We start from the raw sequence: 13,896 nt of genomic DNA on the forward strand, positions 1-13,896 counted from the left end.
CCGCAACGGCGTGGCGCCAGGCCCGCTCGTTCCGCACTCAAACAAAAATACATCTCATTCTCTTTTGATCATGCGGCGGATGAATGTAGTAGTCAATACCCCGCGACCGCATCGGCAATGGCGGTCTACTACCAACAACCGCACCTGCAGCACATGGATTAATCAACAATAAAAACAACGAATTATTTTTATCCGCTCTGCTTATTCAGCGCTGAGTGAGTGATTATTTGCGTCGGCGCTTTTTTATCTTACATAACGTTTACTACTACATTCCTTCGTGATTGAATGATTCTCAATTACATATCTGCGCGCCTTCTGGCGTTAATAACAGATAGCTTTCTCTTTCAGGGCAATGATTTTATTGGCTTTACCTCTCCGCAAAGGCGAGGTTCGTTCACGAGACACAAAAATGATTCCATTAAATGGCCCTTTTTCGGCATTAAAAGGGCGTGCGCTTTTTTCACTGATTTTTTTCACCTCACCGGGATTAGTGGCCGCGGAAAATAGCGCCGATAAAACAAAAAAAACCACTGACGAGACCATAACGGTCGTGGCTGACGGCACCCAGCAACGCGCTACCCAGGGATACCAGCCGGTTAATACCTCGACCGCCACGCTGACTACCATGCCGATGCTGGATATTCCGCAGGTGGTCAATACCGTCAGCGAGCAGGTGCTCGAGGATCAGCATGCGACCAACCTCGACGAAGCGCTGTATAACGTCGCCAACGTGGTACAAACCAATACCCTCGGCGGGACTCAGGACGCCTTCACCCGCCGCGGCTTCGGCGCCAACCGCGACGGCTCGATCATGACCAACGGCCTGCGCACCGTGCTGCCGCGCAGCTTCACCGCCGCCACCGAACGCGTCGAAGTGCTCAAAGGCCCGGCCTCGACGCTGTACGGTATTCTCGACCCTGGCGGATTGATCAACGTCGTCACCAAACGCCCGGAGCGTAGCTTCGGCGGCTCCGTCTCCGCCACCTCCACCAGCTTTGGCGGCGGTACCGGCCAGTTCGACGTCACCGGCCCCATCGACGGGACGCCGCTGGCGTATCGGGTGATTGGCGAATATCAGCATGAAGATTACTGGCGTAATTACGGCAAACAGAAGAGCAGCTTTATCAGCCCCTCCCTGACCTGGTTCGGCGAGCGCGCAACGGTGAACGTCTCATATTCTCACCGTAACTACAGTACCCCATTCGATCGTGGCACCATCTTCGATCTGAACACCGGCCATGCGGTGAACGTCGATCGCAAAACGCGTTTTGATGAACCGTTTAATATTACCGACGGTTATTCCGATCTCGCGCAGCTGAATGCCGAATACCGTCTCAGCGACGCCTGGACCGCCCGCTTCGACTACAGCTACAGCCAGGATCATTACAACGACGATCAGGCCCGGGTCATGGCCTACGACTCGGCGACCGGCAACCTGACCCGCCGCGTCGACGCCACCCACGGTTCAACCCAGAAGATGCACGCTACGCGGGCGGATTTACAGGGTAACGTGGTCATTGGCGGCTTCTATAACGAGATCCTCACCGGCCTGGCCTATGAGAATTACGATCTGCTGCGCACCGATATGATCCGCTGTAAGAACGTCAAGGGATTTAATATCTACAACCCGGTCTACGGTACGCTCGACAAATGCTCCAGCGTTTCGGCATCCGATAGCGATCAGCGTATTCAGCAGGAGAGTTATGCAGGTTACGTCCAGGACGCGCTCTATCTTAGCGATAAGTGGATCGCCGTTGCCGGAGTGCGCTATCAGTATTACACCCAGTACGCCGGGAAAGGTCGCCCGTTTAACGTCAATACCGACAGCAGCGACCAGAAATGGACGCCGAAAGCGGGCCTGGTGTATAAGCTGACACCGTCCATCTCCCTGTTTGGTAACGTGGCGCAGTCGTTTATGCCGCAGTCCTCCATCGCCAGCTATATTGGCAATCTGCCGCCGGAAGAGTCCACGGCGTACGAGCTGGGCGCGAAGTTCGATCTGTTCAATGGCATCACCGCCAATATCGCGCTGTTTGATATTGATAAGCGCAACGTCCTCTACACGGAATCCGTGGGCGATGAGACGGTGGCAAAAACCGCCGGTAAGGTACGCTCCCGCGGCGTCGAAGTGGACGTGGCCGGGTCGCTAACCGATAACCTGAGCGTTATCGCCAGCTACGGCTATACCGATGCGAAAGTCACCGACGATCCGGATTACAAAGGCAAACCGCTGCCGAACGTGCCGAAACACACCGGTTCGCTGTTCCTGAGCTACGACATTCACAACGTCTACGACAGCAATACCCTGACGGTGGGCGGCGGCGGTCGCGCGGTAAGCAAACGTTCCGGTACCAACGGCGCAGATTATTATCTGCAGGGCTATGCGGTGGCGGATGTGTTTGCGGCCTATAAGATGAAGCTGCAATATCCGGTGACGCTACAGGTTAACGTGAAAAATCTGTTTGATAAGACCTACTACACCTCCTCCATCGGCACCAACAACCTCGGTAACCAGATCGGCGACCCACGGGAAGTGCAGTTTACGGTGAAGATGGATTTTTAAGCCTTATCCCTGTCCCGGATCGCGGCGCGCTGCGCCTTATCCGGGCAAGAATCAGCGCGCTCCCTTTAGCCCGGGCAACATCAGCGCACTCCCTGTAGCCCGGGCAAGGCGCGGCCCTACCGCGCCGCCCCCGGGAATCCCCGCCAAACGGTCAGAATCAGCACGCCCCGGATAACGCCTTGCCTTACCAGTCCTCACCCTGGCCAAGAATGCGCAAAATATCCTGCCGATGCTGTAGCAGCAGCGGATTGTCGCGATGGCGGGGATACGCCAGCGGAAGCGCAAACTCGGCGATAATCCGTCCCGGTCGCGGTGACATGATTAACACCCGATCGCAGAGCAGCAGCGCCTCTTCAATATCGTGGGTGACCAGCAGGCTGGTATAGCCCTGCTGCTGCCATAGAGCGATCAGCTCCCGCTGCATACTGATGCGGGTAAGCGAATCCAGCTTGCCCAGCGGCTCATCAAGCAGCAGCAGGCGCGGTTCGTTCAGCAGCGCGCGCGCCAGCGCCGCACGCTGCGCCATGCCGCCGGAGAGCTGGCGCGGCCACGCTTCGCTAAACGCCTGCAGCCCCATTCGCGCAATCAGCGCATCGGCCTTTGGCTCAAGCCCCTTTTTCCCCTGCGCCTGCGGCCCCAGCAGCACGTTTTGCCGCACCGTCAGCCACGGATAAAGGGTCGGATCCTGAAACACCAGTATCCGTTCGGGCCCCGGTCCGCCCATCGCCGCCTCATCAATCTGAATTTGCCCGGCCTGCTGCGGCTCCAGTCCCGCCAGCAGCCGCAGCAGAGTGGATTTACCGCATCCCGAGGGGCCGAGCAGCGCGACGCTCTCTCCGGGCCGCAGCTGCAGACTGATGTTCTCCAGCACCGGCACCGTCTGTTTACCAAGGCTAAAAGCGTGATGCAGATGGCTTATCGACACCGCCGCGCCGGCCGATGCCGCCTGAGGTATTGCGTTCACGGTTACCATTGCATGCCTCCCCGCTGCCAGCTTAGCAGCCGGTCGCGCACCATAAACAGTCCGCTAATCAGGCCGGAGCAGAGCAGCGCCATCACCAGCAGCGCCGCGTACATATTGGGATAGGCAGCCCAACCCTGCGCCCACTGCAGATAAAAGCCAATACCCGATTTCACCCCGACCATTTCGGCGACGATCAGCACCGAAAACGATGCGCCAAGCCCCATAAACAGGCCGACAAAGACGTTCGGCAGCGCGGCGGGGATCGCCACGCGCAGGATCAGGAAGCGCTGGCTGGCGCCCAGGGTCCGCGCGACGTCATACCATGCCTTATCGATGCCGATCACTCCGGACCAGGTCAGCACGGTCACCGGGAACCAGGTGCTGAGCGCAATCAGGAATACGCTGGCGCCGAAGCTGGAAGGGAAAATAAACAGGCACAGGGGCAGCAGCGCGGTGGACGGCACCGGCCCCAGCAGACGCAACACCGGATGCACCCAATAGCCGATCCGCTGGGACCAGCCGATCGCCAGCCCGCTGATAAAGCCGCAGCTGGTACCCAGTAGCACCCCGAGCCCAAGCAGTCCCAGCGAATGCAGCAGGCTATCGAGCAGGCGCGGCCAGTCATCGTACAGTACCTCAATCAGCGCTTGCGGCGGCGCGAAAAACGGCACCGGCAGAAAGGCCGTCTTTGCCGTCAGCCCCTCCCACAGCGCAAAGAGTACCGGCAGCAGCGCCAGCCACTTTCCAGCATGCTGCAGGCGAGCCCCGCGCTGCCGCCAGTAGCGGTAGCTCAGCGCCAGCAGCAAGAGCCCGCCGCCGAGAGTGAACTGCGCCAGCGCCCACCCTTCGCTAAACGGCCAGCGCCGCCCGGCATCGGGCCAGGCCAGGGTAAACAGGCCGCCCAGCAGCCAGAGCGCGGCGGCAAGCAGGCCTTCCGTCCACAGCGGTCTGCCGCTTGTCGCACGCGCCAGCGCCCGTTCAGGCGAAAACGTTGACATAAATGCTCTCCGCAAACTGATGGGGATCGGTGCCCGGCTTAATGACCTGCACCCGCTGAAGATCTACGGCGTACTGGGTCAGCTCTTTGACAAACGCCTCGCCCACCGCGTGATGGCCGTGCCCCTGGCCGTGGAGAATGCCGCTGACCTCCGCCTCATTGGTATTCAGCGCATGGGCGAGGAAGGATTGCGCCACGCTTTCCGGGTGCGCGGCGGCATAGCTGTGCGCCTCAAGAATCGCCTGAGTGAGCGCGGCGGCGGCGGGTTTATGATCGCGGGCCAGGCTACCGCTGACGCCCAGTACGCAGCAGCTCAGGTTGGCGTAATCGCCGGTCATATTGCTGGCGATAAGCTGATACTTGCCGGTTGCCAGCAGGCGATAGCTAAAGGGCTCGCTGCCGCTGATGGCTGCTATTTCGCGTTTATCCAGCGCCACGCTGAGCAGATCCGCCGGATAGACTTTCCACTGTACATCGCTTATCGGGTCGATGCCGTGGCGCTTGAGCAAGATGGCGAAGAAGTTTTTATCCGGCCCGGCCATATCGGTGACGCCGATGGTTTGCCCTTTCAGGCTCTCCAGGCCGCCGAACGGCGAGTTTTTCGCCGTCAGCAGGTTCAGGCAGCCGCCGTGGGTTCCGGCGGTGAGCTTCACGTCGAAGCCCTGCTCCAGCGCCTTCAGCCAGCGCAGCGCCATCCCGACGCCGGCGTCGGCCTTGCCGGTGGCAATCGCCTCCAGCAACACGTCCGTCGAGTTGCCGAAGTTAACGAACTCCACGTCGAGATTGTATTTACTGAAGATCTTCTGCTGCTCGGCGACGGCAACCGGCGCCAGGCACACCGCGCTTTTGTTAATCGCCAGCTTGATTTTATACGGCTGCGCCAGGCGCAGCGCCGGATGTTCTTCCCCGCTCGCCATGGCCGCCATATCGTGAGCCCAAAGCGGCAGGGATGCCCCGGCGAGCGCGAGCCCGCCGGTCAAGCGTAAGAAACGACGGCGGGAAAAAGCGGCTTTCATCATGGCGTCACCTCCGCATGGGCCTGGGCGGCGGGCACGCTAAAGCCGTTATCAAACGTCGGCGTCACGTCCAGCTTTGCGCGGATCAGTCCGTTGGCGAGGTAAAAATTCGCCGTCGACTGCTGCTGAGCGACCGTCTGTGCGTCCAGAGGCTGCCACTGTGACTGGCGATTGGCAAACTGCGCGCGGGCGATATCCGCCGGGAAACGAATAATCTCCCCCAGCGTTTTACCGTAGCTATCAAGGTTGGCGTAGGCCCAGCGCTCGGCGCCGGCCAGGCGGGTAAGGTAATCCTGCAGGGCCGCGCGTTTTTGCGGGTCTTTCAGGGCATCATCGGTTGCCGCCAGGAAGGTGTTGCCCGGCAGCAGCCCTTTACCACTGACCAGAATCTTTCCTTCCGCGGTCTTCACCAACTGCGTGGTATAGGGTTCCCAGGTCGCCCAGGCGTCAACCGATCCGTTGAGCAGCGCCACTTTGGCGTCCACCGGGCCGAGAAACACCCACTGCACCTCTTTCGGCGAAATCCCCGCCTGCTCCAGCGCTTTCAGCGCCACAAAGTGGCCAATCGACCCTTTACCGGTGGCGATGCGTTTGCCTTTTAAATCCGCGGCGCTCTTCAACGCGCTGCCGGGCGAGACCAGCACCGCGGTGCCGGCAGGGTTGCTTTTATCGACGGCGATAGCTTTGACCGGCGCGCCGTTAGCCAGCGCGAACAGCAGCGGCGCATCGCCGATAATCCCCGCATCCACCGCCCCGGCGTTAAGCGCTTCCGCCAGCGGCGCGGCGGCCGGAAACTCGGCCCATTTAATCTCGTAGGGGAGATCCTGCAGGGCGTTGGCGGCCTCCAGCTGCGAGCGCATGCCGCCCTTTTGATCGGCGATTCGCAGGGTGATTCGCTCCTGAGCCGCCGCATAGCCGCTCAGCGCCAGCAGCATCAGCGCCCCGGCTAAACGGGTAAAATGAAGTTTGCGCATATGAATTATCCTTATTTTTGAAAAGCGTATTTGCCTGCCGCCAGCCACGCGCTGTCGTTCTGCGGGGTATGTACCCGACCGCACAGGACGTTGCGATAGTGGCGTTCCAGAGGATTTTGCCGACTCAGGCCATGGTTGCCAGTCAGCTCCAGCGCCAGGTTTACCGCCTGAATGGCGTTGTCGGTAATCGTCACTTTCGCCAGATTCGCCTCAATGGCGGAAAAGCCCAGCTGCGCGGCCTTTTCCAGCAGGCTGCGGTTGACCAGCAGCCATCCGTCAATCTGGCCGACTTTTTCCTGCACGCGCGACAGGCTGGAAAGCGGTTGCCCAAGGCTGCCCGGAATACGCGTACCCAGCCACGTCACCAGCCAGTCGCGGGCCGCGCGCGCCACGCTGTCGTAGATCGCCGCCAGTAGCGCCGTATGGCGATTGGCAAACAGACGAAACTGCTCGGCGTCCGGCGCGGGAGGCGCATCGGCCGCCCACACGTCCACCGCATACTCATCGGCCACCCGCACATTGTTGAGCACCACTTCGTGGCTGCCGGTTGCCCGCATTCCGGCGTGATCCCAGCTTTTCACCACGCTGACGCCCTCGCTGTCGGCTGGAACCAGCCAGGTGCCGACCAGTGGCCGAGCGTCGTCGCTCCGTCCCCAGACGGCCAGCCAGCTTAGTCCCTCAACACCGGTGGTATAAATTTTGTGACCGTTAATTTGCCAGCCCCCTGCGCGGCGGGTCGCCACGGTTTGCGGCAGGCCGCCGCGCGCTGGAGAGCCGAGTTCCGGCTCCACCCGCAGGCTGTTGATCAGACCGCCCCGCTCGACGGCATCGTGAAAAACCCGCTTACGCAGCGGCTCGGCCCAGCCAGCGTTTTCCGCCAGCCGCAGATGATGCAGATACTGCATGCAAACAATGAGCGCGGTCGCCGGTTCGCCCCAGGCGATGGCGGCGACCGCCTGCTGAAGCCTGGGAAGATCGGCACCTGCCCCGCCGTACTGCTGCGGCACGGCGAGGCTTAAAAAACCGCGCTGGCGCAGACGGTCGATATTGTCGCGGGGAAATTCGCCGTTGGCGTCAAGGCTAGCCGCCTGCTCCGCCATCAGCTGGCGCACCTCCGTTAACCGCCGCGCCCAGCCATCATTGGCCTGATCGATCACGATGCGCGCTCCGCCACCGCGCGCAGGGCGGCTTTTTCGCGGGTTATCGGCAGCAGGGCCTTACCGTACTCCTGAGCATCGTTGAGCGGATCAAACCCGCGGATCAGGAAGTTGCGCACGCCGAGGTCGTAGTAATCGAGCAGCGCGTCGGCGACCTGCTCCGGGGTGCCCACCAGCGCGGTGGAGTTGTGGCCGCCGCCTACCAGCTGCGCGATCCCGGTCCACAGGCGTTTATCCACCACCTTGCCCTGCGCCGCCGTCGCCCGCAGACGCTGCGCCCCAACGCTGTCGGGCTTGGCTTTGAAACCGCCTCCGCTCTGCGCCGCCCGCTCGGTGGCGACGTGCAGGATATGCTCGGCTTTCTCCCAGGCCTCGGCTTCGGTCGCGGCGATAATCGGCCGGAACGAGACGCTGAAGTCGATTTCGCGCTGATGTTTCGCCGCCTCGGCCCGCACGCGCTGGATGGTTTCCGCGGTTTGCGCCAGCGACTCTCCCCACAGGGCGAAAACGTTGGCATGTTTACCGGCCACGGCGATGGCCGCTTCCGAGGAGCCGCCGAAGTAGAGGGGAATATGCGGCTTTTGCAGCGGGCGAATCGCCGACCACGCCTGTTCAGCCTGATAAAAATCATTGGCGATATCCACCGGCTGTTCGGCGGTCCACACCTTGCGGACGGTCTCAAGGAAGGCATCGGTACGCGCATAGCGCTGGTCGTGATCGAGGTAATCGCCGTCACGGCGCTGCTCGGCGTCATTGCCGCCGCTGATGATATGCACCGCCAGACGGCCGCCCAGCAGGTGTTCAAGGGTAGCGAACTTACGCGCGGCGAGGGTTGGCGAGACAAAACCGGGACGATGGGCCAACAGGAAGCCGATCTTTTGCGTCGACAGGCCCGCCAGCGCGGTCACCAGAAAGCCATCGGGTTGATCGGACCAGTGCCCCACCAGAAGGCGGTCAAACCCGGCAGCCTCGTGGGTTTGCGCGAAACGCACGATGTAATCGCGGTCAAAAACCGGACCGACCGGGGCGATGGTTTCCGACGACAGGCGGTGGCCGATCATGCCGAGAAACTGAATGCTCATGCAGAACTCCTTGTAGCAGGATAATGAGTGGACCGCTGCGGCGGCGCGTTTTCATTACCCTATACACGGGCTCTTAATGAACAAAATGCATTTTTATCATATCTTAATATGCGAGATAAGCATTGATAAAAATTGTATTTAGGTTTCAGTCAGATACGTTCAGTTGCTGAACGACTTTGCCGGCGAAAAAAGTCATCGGCTGGCTCAGATTAGCCAGATTCTGCGCGTGAACCAACCACAGATGCACCGCGGGCTGGAAGTCAGCGAGGGTCAGCACGGCGACGTCATCGCGCCACGGGCTGGCGGCCAGCGCGGCGCGCGGCACCAGGCCAAGCCCCAGCCCCTGCGCCACGAGGCTGATTTGCAGCTGGGCGCCCGCGGTCTCGACATTCAGCGCTAAGCGCAGCCCCTGGGACTGCAACTCGCGGATCAGCCCCGCCCGCAGGCCACAGCCGTCGGGATTGAGCACCCAGCCTTTTTCCGCGCAGTCGCGCAGCGCTCCGGCGTGCAGGCGCCAGCTTTTCGCCGCTATCACCACGATATCCAGCGGGCACAGCAGCCTTCCGCTGTAGCCTTCGGCAAAGCGTTGCTGCTCAGGCCCCATCGCCAGCACCCCGTCCAGCTCGACGCTCTCGAGGCGCTTTTGCAGCAGACCGCTCCAGCCGCAGGTCACCTGCGGCTGGAGAGCGGGAAACTGCTGGCGCAGCGCGGCCAGCGCCGGCTGCAGGGCAATTTCCGCCACGCTCTGCGGCACGCCGAGACGCAGAATACCGTGTGGTTCCGCTTCGGGGTCGAGCAGGCCGTACAGCTTTTTGGTCTCCCGCTTGATGCTCAAACACTGCTCGTAAACCCGGTGCCCGGCGGCGGTCAGGGTGAGCGGCCGGGTCTGACGCTCCAGCAGCGTCACGTCGAGGGTTTGTTCCAGACGCTGCAGACGCCGGGTAATCGCTGATTGGGTAATACCAAGATATTCTGCGGCCTGGTTAAGCGAGGAAAACTGCACGGTGGCCAGCAGTGCGTCAATGTCGTCGATGCGCATAGCGTCCTTAAAGCCTGGCCCATCAGAGCTATTTTGCTTGCCATTTTGAACCTGGGCAGTGCTCAGACAAAACTCATAGAGTTTTGAACGCCTTCAGGGCGGCCCGAAGGGGGAGCGTAGCGAATAATCCTCACGTACTACGTGTACGCTGCGGTTCTTCCGCGCTGGCCGTGTTCAAACTGTCTGCGCCAATGACACTTGATGGGTAGGCTATCAATGTGATTTTTGCATATTAATATATGCGGAAATTGCATTTTAATTATATTAACGCCTTTGCTAGCGTAAAGACCAGTCCCGACAACAGGAAGCGACCATGACCGCACCGCGAGTGGAAAAATTACGCCAGTTTATTCAAGACCTTGATGCACTGCATCGCGAGTTCGCCGACGAGAAGGCCCTGCTCGACGCCGTGGCCGTGCGCCTGGCCGCGCTGGTGAAAAAAGATGACTGGCTGCCGGAAGAGTACACCCTGCCGCATCCCCACCACTATCAGCAGTACCTGCTGCATGTTGACTCCGGACAGCGTTTCTCCATTGTCAGCTTCGTCTGGGGCCCGGGGCAATCGACGCCGATTCACGACCATCGGGTGTGGGGCGCCATCGGCATGCTGCGCGGCGCGGAGGAGAATCAGCGCTACCGCCTGGACGAGCGCGGCCAGCCGGTGGTCAGCGGCGTTGCTGAACGCCTTTCCCCAGGCGAGGTGGAAAAAGTCTCTTCCCGCGACGGTGATATTCACCGGGTGAGCAACGCCCTGGCGGATAGCGTCTCGATCAGTATTCACGTTTACGGCGGCAATATCGGCGGCGTCAGGCGCGCGGTTTATACCCCGGAAGGCCTCGTCAAACCATTTGTCTCCGGTTACTCCAACCGCCACTTACCCAATATCTGGGATCTCTCAAAGGATAATTAATATGCCCACCTGCTCTTATCGTCCGGCCGCACAGCTGCGCCAGGCGCTGCTTGACGGCGCCGAGCTGGCGCTGATCGACGTTCGCGAAGAGGCCGACTTTGCCCGCAGCCATCCGCTGTTTGCCGCCAATCTGCCGCTCAGCAAGCTGGAGCTGGACATTTTTCGGCGCGTACCGCGCCTGACGACGCCGATTACCGTCTATGACGGCGGCGAGGGCCTGGCAGAGCGAGCCGTCGAGCGTCTACAGAGCTGGGGCTACGAAAATGTCGCCCTGCTGGAAGGCGGCCTGCCGGGCTGGCAGCGCAGCGGCGGGGAACTGTTTCAGGACGTCAATTCGCCGAGCAAAGCGTTCGGCGAGCTGGTGGAGAGCGAGCGGCATACCCCCTCGCTGAGCGCCGGGGAAGTGAAAGCGCTGCTCGATAGCCCACAGGAGGTAGTGGTGGTCGACGCGCGCCGTTTCGATGAGTATCACACCATGAATATTCCCGGCAGCATCAGCGTGCCCGGCGGGGAGCTGGCGCTGCGCATTGAGGGGTTGGTTCCGTCATCGCAGGCGACGGTGATCGTCAACTGCGCCGGGCGCACGCGCAGCATTATCGGCACGCAGTCGCTGCGCAATGCCGGTTTGCCCAACCCGGTCTACGCGCTGCGCAACGGCACCATCGGCTGGACCTTAGCCGGGTTTGACCTTGAGCGCGCCCAGCAGCGGCGCTACGACGCCGATTTTCGCGCCCCAGCCGAACGCGCGGCGACGGTGAGACAGCTGGCGGAGCGCGCCGGAGTCACCTTTATCGATAGCCCCACCCTTCAGCGCTGGCTGCGGCAGCCCGCACGCACCACCTATCTGTTCGACGTCCGGAGTCCGGAAGAGTATGCCGCGGGCCATCTGCCGCAGAGCGTCAGCGCGCCCGGCGGGCAGCTGGTGCAGGAGACCGACCATTTCGCCAGCGTGCGCGGGGCGCGCATTGTGCTGGTTGCCGATGACGAGATACGCGCGCCGATAACGGCGTCCTGGCTGGCGCAGATGGGCTGGGAGGTGGCGGTCTTACGCGATGCGCGCGCGGAAGATTTTAGCGAGCGCGGTACCCCCGCAGGCCGCGTACCGCCTGGTCCGCAGGCGGAGGAGATCTCTGCGCAGAAGCTGGCGGAACAGCTGCGGGAACCGGGCACCGTGGTACTGGATTTCACCACCAGCGCCAACTATGTCGCCCGGCACATTCCCGGCGCTTACTGGCTGATACGTTCGCAGCTGCGCCAGGCGCTGGAGGTTATCCCTTCCGCCGAACGTTACGTTGTCACCTGCGGCAGCAGCCTGCTGGCCCGCTATGCAGTGCCTGAGGTGGCGGCGTTAACCGGTAAACCGGTGCGACTGCTGAGCGGCGGCACTCTGGCGTGGATTGACGCCGGGCTTGCGCTCGAGCACGGCGAGACGCATCTGGCGACGCCGCGCAGCGATCGCTATCAGCGCCCGTATGAAGGTACCGATAACTCCCCCGCGGCAATGCAGGCCTACCTCGACTGGGAGTTCGGCCTGGTTGAACAGCTCAAGCGCGATGGCACGCACGGGTTTACGGTGTTGTGAATTTCCCCGCTCGCGCTGCGCTTAGCGGGGCTAAGGGCTCACCACCGTCGGCCATACCGTAGCCCGGACAGATGCGCAGCATCGCCTCCGGGAAATTATGCCACTCTGCGCTCTAATCCCGGGGGCGGCGCAAAGCGCCTGCCCGGGCTACGGGTCCACAGCCATCTGCGGTCCAGTAGCTCGGGGAAGGGACGCAATCAGATCTCCGGCGTATTTTTAAAGCCCATCAGCATCAGCATCGGCTCCTGCTGCGCGCCCGCCGGGTCGAAATGATAGCGATTGCCCTGGCGGTCGCCGCCGATATACCACGAAATCTCGGTTTTGCCTTCCGCCAGCGCCTTGCGCACCGCTTTATCGACATCCACCATCCGGTATTCGCGTTTGGAATTGAGATACAACGACGCCTGTGAGCTGTAGTTGCAGGGTGGACGATGATTCCAGGTCACGCTGCTGGCGCTCCAGTCATTGTTCGCCGGATAGAAGAAGATCTGATCCGCGCCGTTGGTCTCCACTTTACCGCCGTAGATCCGCAGCTGATATTTAAACAGCGAGGCGTCCTGGTCCTGCGGCAGCGGCGGGATAGGAAATTTCACCAGCGTCATGGTTTCCGGGTTATGCGTCCGCCCGCCGTTTTGCCAGTTATCGCTCACCACCAGGTTTTCCGGTGCGGCGTGGGCAACCGTCGGCTCGGTGCTGTCCACCAGCGCATTCTCCTTCGCCGTCGTGAAGCGATACGGCACCGCGCTGCCGCAGTCGATCCCCTTGTTCATGCAGCGCTCGGTCATATAGTGCGCCCCTTCCACCGTCCAGCCGTTCATAAAATCCGCGTGCGCCGTATAGATACTGCCCCAGCGCTCTTCGCGCTTATCGCCGTCCATAACCGGATCCAGTGAAAGCTGAATTTTTGCGGTATCCAGCGAGGTTATCTGCGGCAGAACGTAGGCAACGTTCATATTTACCGTCGGGATTTTCACCGGATAATCGCTCGGACAGGCGCCGTTGACATCATATGCCGCGTTACTGTGCCCGTGAGCCGGCTTCAGGTTGACGCCATCCCAGCAGTTGGGGAACTGAATACCGATATTAAACTGTACCGCATCGCCGCCTTTACGCAGTCCACAGACCTCCCCTGCCTGGTTGCTGTAGCCTTTCCCGTTGGCGCACAAAAACGTAATCCGCGAGCTGGGGGCCGAGCCATGATGGTCTCCCGCCAGCAGTTCGAGACCCGCCGGGAACGGTTGCAGCGGATACTGTTCCACTTTGCTGGTCTGATAGTAGGTTTTTTGATACGCCGGCGTCACCACCTGACCGTCCGGCAGCTTCATTGACGGCACCCAGTAGGCGGAACTGTCGGCCTTGTTATCGCAGGTGGTTTCCGGCTGGTCGCGCAGGGTTTGATAGGTGGAAACCGCATCGGTATGGGTATTACCAAAAAAATCATGCCACATGGCCTGATTCGGTTTGCCGAACATCATGATGGCGTCATCGCCCAACGTGTGGTGATATGCGCAGACCACATGGGCCTGCGGGCCAGCATGAGCGGAAAACGCGCTGGCGGCCAGCAGCGGTGCGAAACATACAGCGAACGGGTTCAATTTCATTTTGCAATCCT

Annotated in this window: 10 protein-coding genes and 1 pseudogene; 3 read left to right on the forward strand and 8 right to left on the reverse strand. The window is 61.2% G+C overall.

What is annotated here, in order from left to right:
- The first annotated feature begins 490 nt into the window (after nt 1-490).
- Nucleotides 491-2,563 (forward strand): TonB-dependent siderophore receptor, encoded by a 2,073-nt coding sequence (locus KCG39_RS07195; protein ID WP_120787585.1) that lies wholly within the window; start codon nt 491-493, stop codon nt 2,561-2,563.
- 184 nt (nt 2,564-2,747) lie between these two features.
- Here KCG39_RS07195 and KCG39_RS07200 read toward each other — a convergent pair whose 3' ends face one another.
- From KCG39_RS07200 to KCG39_RS07230, 7 genes and pseudogenes are all read right to left on the reverse strand, one after another.
- On the reverse strand, nt 2,748-3,536 hold the full coding sequence (locus tag KCG39_RS07200; RefSeq protein ID WP_004119243.1) for an ABC transporter ATP-binding protein: 789 nt from the start codon (nt 3,534-3,536) through the stop codon (nt 2,748-2,750).
- Entirely contained in the window at nt 3,530-4,525 is a 996-nt protein-coding gene (locus KCG39_RS07205) for an ABC transporter permease (RefSeq protein ID WP_049115191.1), read from the reverse strand. The genes KCG39_RS07200 and KCG39_RS07205 overlap by 7 nt, the downstream gene beginning before the upstream one ends.
- The gene (locus tag KCG39_RS07210) at nt 4,506-5,543 is read right to left on the reverse strand and encodes an ABC transporter substrate-binding protein (RefSeq protein ID WP_004119236.1); all 1,038 of its coding nucleotides are present in this window, start codon (nt 5,541-5,543) and stop codon (nt 4,506-4,508) included. Before KCG39_RS07210 ends, KCG39_RS07205 begins: the two co-directional genes overlap by 20 nt.
- Entirely contained in the window at nt 5,540-6,514 is a 975-nt protein-coding gene (locus tag KCG39_RS07215; protein ID WP_004119234.1) for an ABC transporter substrate-binding protein, read from the reverse strand. The genes KCG39_RS07210 and KCG39_RS07215 overlap by 4 nt, the downstream gene beginning before the upstream one ends.
- Before the next feature lie 11 nt (nt 6,515-6,525).
- The gene (locus tag KCG39_RS07220) at nt 6,526-7,614 is read right to left on the reverse strand and encodes an acyl-CoA dehydrogenase family protein (protein WP_142468206.1); all 1,089 of its coding nucleotides are present in this window, start codon (nt 7,612-7,614) and stop codon (nt 6,526-6,528) included.
- Between the two features lie 37 nt (nt 7,615-7,651).
- Nucleotides 7,652-8,753, reverse strand: a pseudogene (locus KCG39_RS07225) (LLM class flavin-dependent oxidoreductase).
- 145 nt (nt 8,754-8,898) lie between these two features.
- On the reverse strand, nt 8,899-9,792 hold the full coding sequence (locus KCG39_RS07230) for a LysR family transcriptional regulator (RefSeq protein ID WP_087828254.1): 894 nt from the start codon (nt 9,790-9,792) through the stop codon (nt 8,899-8,901).
- Between the two features lie 313 nt (nt 9,793-10,105).
- Between KCG39_RS07230 and KCG39_RS07235 the strand changes: the two genes are divergently transcribed.
- Both KCG39_RS07235 and KCG39_RS07240 read left to right on the forward strand, forming a co-directional pair.
- On the forward strand, nt 10,106-10,702 hold the full coding sequence (locus KCG39_RS07235; protein ID WP_004119221.1) for a cysteine dioxygenase family protein: 597 nt from the start codon (nt 10,106-10,108) through the stop codon (nt 10,700-10,702).
- Between the two features lies 1 nt (nt 10,703).
- Nucleotides 10,704-12,284, forward strand: coding sequence for a rhodanese homology domain-containing protein (locus KCG39_RS07240; protein WP_211811576.1), 1,581 nt, complete (start codon nt 10,704-10,706; stop codon nt 12,282-12,284).
- A gap of 197 nt (nt 12,285-12,481) precedes the next feature.
- Here KCG39_RS07240 and KCG39_RS07245 read toward each other — a convergent pair whose 3' ends face one another.
- Nucleotides 12,482-13,885, reverse strand: coding sequence for a CBM96 family carbohydrate-binding protein (locus tag KCG39_RS07245; RefSeq protein ID WP_004119215.1), 1,404 nt, complete (start codon nt 13,883-13,885; stop codon nt 12,482-12,484).
- Nucleotides 13,886-13,896 lie beyond the last annotated feature (11 nt).

The organism is Klebsiella pasteurii, assembly GCF_018139045.1.
GTDB classification, from domain to species: Bacteria; Pseudomonadota; Gammaproteobacteria; order Enterobacterales; family Enterobacteriaceae; genus Klebsiella; species Klebsiella grimontii.